General features: G+C 41.3%; 3 protein-coding genes. 1 reads left to right on the forward strand and 2 read right to left on the reverse strand.

The window, feature by feature from the left end:
* Positions 1 to 413 precede the first annotated feature (413 nt).
* The gene (locus tag CWATDRAFT_RS30640) at positions 414 to 1,331 is read right to left on the reverse strand and encodes an NAD(+) kinase (RefSeq protein WP_007308587.1); all 918 of its coding nucleotides are present in this window, start codon (positions 1,329 to 1,331) and stop codon (positions 414 to 416) included.
* 27 nt (positions 1,332 to 1,358) lie between these two features.
* Positions 1,359 to 2,336: an SDR family oxidoreductase gene (locus CWATDRAFT_RS30645; protein ID WP_007308586.1), complete on the reverse strand. Its 978-nt coding sequence runs from the start codon at positions 2,334 to 2,336 to the stop codon at positions 1,359 to 1,361.
* 282 nt (positions 2,337 to 2,618) lie between these two features.
* Between CWATDRAFT_RS30645 and CWATDRAFT_RS30650 the strand changes: the two genes are divergently transcribed.
* Positions 2,619 to 3,239, forward strand: a complete 621-nt coding sequence (locus tag CWATDRAFT_RS30650) for a Uma2 family endonuclease (protein WP_007308585.1) — start codon at positions 2,619 to 2,621, stop codon at positions 3,237 to 3,239.
* The last annotated feature ends 90 nt before the right edge of the window (positions 3,240 to 3,329 follow it).

Here is a 3,329-nt window from a genome sequence, read left to right on the forward strand (position 1 = left end):
CCGCTTAATAGTGAGTGGTTACCTGAGGAAACAACAGGGTCAACGTAGTTCCGTTAAGTTGGAATGGGAACTTAATGGCAAAATGGTTGCGGGTTAACTTCGCAGACATGGCTCCCCAAGTCCTTTCGGTTTCGTAATGCGTAACCGTCGTGTCACGCGTTCTTCTGTCTAAAAATTTGGAACTTCGGTGATCCTTCCGGAAAGGTAAAAGGCCCATCCGCGTTCTAACTGGGTAACCCATAAGAGTTCAGTCATCCTTTTAGGCTCAGAAAATTTGGTTTAAATTTGGTGTAAAATTTTGCGGATTGGCGATGTTAATGAACGATTTAGAAACTTAGACTCATTTATTGGGGTTGATTTGACACCCCATTGTATCTAAAGATATCAAGAACATGACGAATTAGTTCAAGCAATTAAGGTAACTCAACCGAAGTTGGTTTAGCAATATGAGGCAGTCCCCAACCCAACTTTTCCCGTAAAATACGGAAAAATTCCGGTTCTTCTAAACGGATAAAACGAGCAGCATAAGGAGACTTTTCCACATAAATTCTATCTTCCGGCAACACATAACACCCTCCATTGCCATCCACCACCAACACCATACGGTTAGGGGTAGCAGGAAAAATATTCACCGCTTCCTTATCAGAAAACACCAAAGAACGAGAAGCCAAAGAATGGGGGCAAATAGGGGCTAATTGTAACACTGGGACATCAGGAGTCACCACCGGTCCTCCCGCGCTTAAGGAGTAGGCTGTAGACCCCGTAGGAGTGGATAAAATCAAGCCATCAGCAGCAATATCTACCGGTGCGTGTCTGCCAATTTTGATCTCAAAATGAGACATACTGGTCAAGGGTTCGCGGTGAATGACCATTTCATTGAGGGATAAGGCTTCCCATAATAAGGTGTCCCCACGATATAGCTGTACCGTCAACATGGTACGTTCTTCTATTTCGTAGTCTCCTGCCAAAACCTTATCTAAGACTTCCGATAACTGGTTCAGATAAATTTCTGTCAAAAAGCCCATGTGTCCCGTATTAATGGTTAATAAAGGGATACCACAAGGGGCTAACTGTCGATAGGCAGACAATACCGTACCATCTCCCCCCAAGACCATAGCACAGGCCATATCTTGATCAAAATTAGGGGGAATTAATTTGTCAATGGAAGTGTGACAGACAGGACTTTCGGGGTGAGAATAGCCAAGGAGTCCTCCTCGGCCAGTCTCTAAAACAACAGTCCAGCCTTTTTCCGTCAACTCAGTTTGTAAATCTTGAGCAGCTTTACAAGCGACGGGTTTGAGATCGTTATATATAATGCCGAGTTTTGGCACAGCAAATTATCCTGGATCAGCTTTAACTTATACAGAAGATTTGAAAGGAGTTTTCTTTTTCTTCTTCGCTTTGTTCTTTTCGTAATCGATTTCTTTGAGCTTTTTAAGAATACGACTGAAATACTCTTGAAAATAAGCTTCTAAAGTAGTCGTTTCTTTGACATCAACCCCTAACGTTTTGTAAACGTCATCCATTGAGGCATTTAAGGGTTTACCACTAGCCAAAACCTCAGCAAAGGCTAGGCGGTCAGAAATATTATACGTCCATTGGAAGAAACGAGTAAAGCGACGTAAAAATCTTAGCAGTCCCAAGGGTACACGGGCAATTTTTACCCTTTTATCCGAGAGTCTCTCACATAAATCGATAATTTCTTCTGGTGTCCAGGCTTTTGTGCCGATCATGGGATAGGTCTGTTTTTGGGTTTCGGGGACTTCTAACACCCGAATGGTTAATCTAGCCACGTCTTGGGTGTCCATATAGGCAATAGGAGTGCTTTCTCCTGAGATCCAAACCGCTTGGTTATCCAACATCGGCACAGCGTATTGACCAATTAACCCCTGCATAAAGCCACAAGGTCGTAAGATGGTGTAGTTTAGTCCTGATTCTTTTAAAAACTTCTCTGTGCAGTGTTTGATGTTCATTAATGGCACATCAGGATACTTTTCGGCGTTGAGAAGGGAAAAGAAGATGTAACGATCAACCCCTGATTCTTTAACCGCCTGAATTAAGTTAACCTTACCATTCCAGTCTATTTCTTTCATGGATAAACTGTCCGTTGGCCGCGCTGCTGCTGCATCGATAACAGCTTCCATTCCTTCTAAGACACGGGGTAAGGTTTCGGGTTTACAAAAGTCCCCCATCATCAACTCTGCGCCCCATTCCTTTAAAAAAGCAGCTTTTCTAGCATTTCTGACTAAACAACGGACTTCATGTCCCTCATCTAAGGCACAGCGCACTATCTGTCGCCCTAATGTCCCTGTTGCGCCAACGATTAATAACTTCATTTATAAAAATTGTAATGTTTCTTAACGTTTCTCTAAGATATTAGCAGAAAGTTACACCCTTTGGGCATTTTGTCTAAGATCAAAGTTAGTGAGCAGTGAGCAGTGGGCAGTGAGCAGTTATCAGTTTTTGTAAACAAAAATCTTCAAATGTGAGAATTAAGTCTGAGTAGAAGGCAACAGGCAACAGATAAAAAAAGAGATATCTCATGAATCATTCCTGATTGCTATAGTATTGCTAAAATAGTTTTGATAGATTTAAGATTCAGAGGAGTCAGGAACTCAATGATTGCAGAGATTGATAAAAAACCGATCTCAATCGACCAATTCCTCGATTGGTATCCAGAGAGTTCACAAAACGGCTACGAATTGAGACGTGGAGTAGTTGTCGAGATGCCAAAACCGAGGGGAAAACATTCGGAAATTGCTGGATTTTTAATTAAATGTTTAAATTCAGTGATTGATAATATGCAAGTTCCTTATTTCATACCCAGAGAGTGTATTGTCAAAATCTCGAACAATACAGGGTACGAACCCGATGTGACGGTGATTAAGCGACCCAACTTAGGAAATGAACCCCATTGGGAAAAAGCATCAGTCATTGAGAATGGAGAATCTGTTGCTTTAACTGTTGAGGTGGTATCAACAAATTGGCGAGATGATTATGGGTTAAAAATGACGGATTATGAGAGTATTGGCATTGATGAATATTGGATCGTAGATTATCTGGGAATAGGGGGTAGACGTTATATTGGTTCCCCGAAACAACCAACAATTACAGTTTGTAAATTGGTGAATGGAGAATATGAACTTCAACAGTTTCGTAAAGGCGATCGCATTTTATCTTCCGCATTTCCAGGGTTAAATCTGATAGCTGAACAAGTCTTTGCTGCAGGGATTCAGTAGATATTAAGTCTGTCTTTTGTTTTATTAATTGTTAATTATATTCCATAGTAATTAGTTTCAGTTGTGAGGGTACCGAGCTCGAGTCATCTC

This window comes from Crocosphaera watsonii WH 8501, from assembly GCF_000167195.1.
GTDB classification, from domain to species: Bacteria; Cyanobacteriota; Cyanobacteriia; order Cyanobacteriales; family Microcystaceae; genus Crocosphaera; species Crocosphaera watsonii.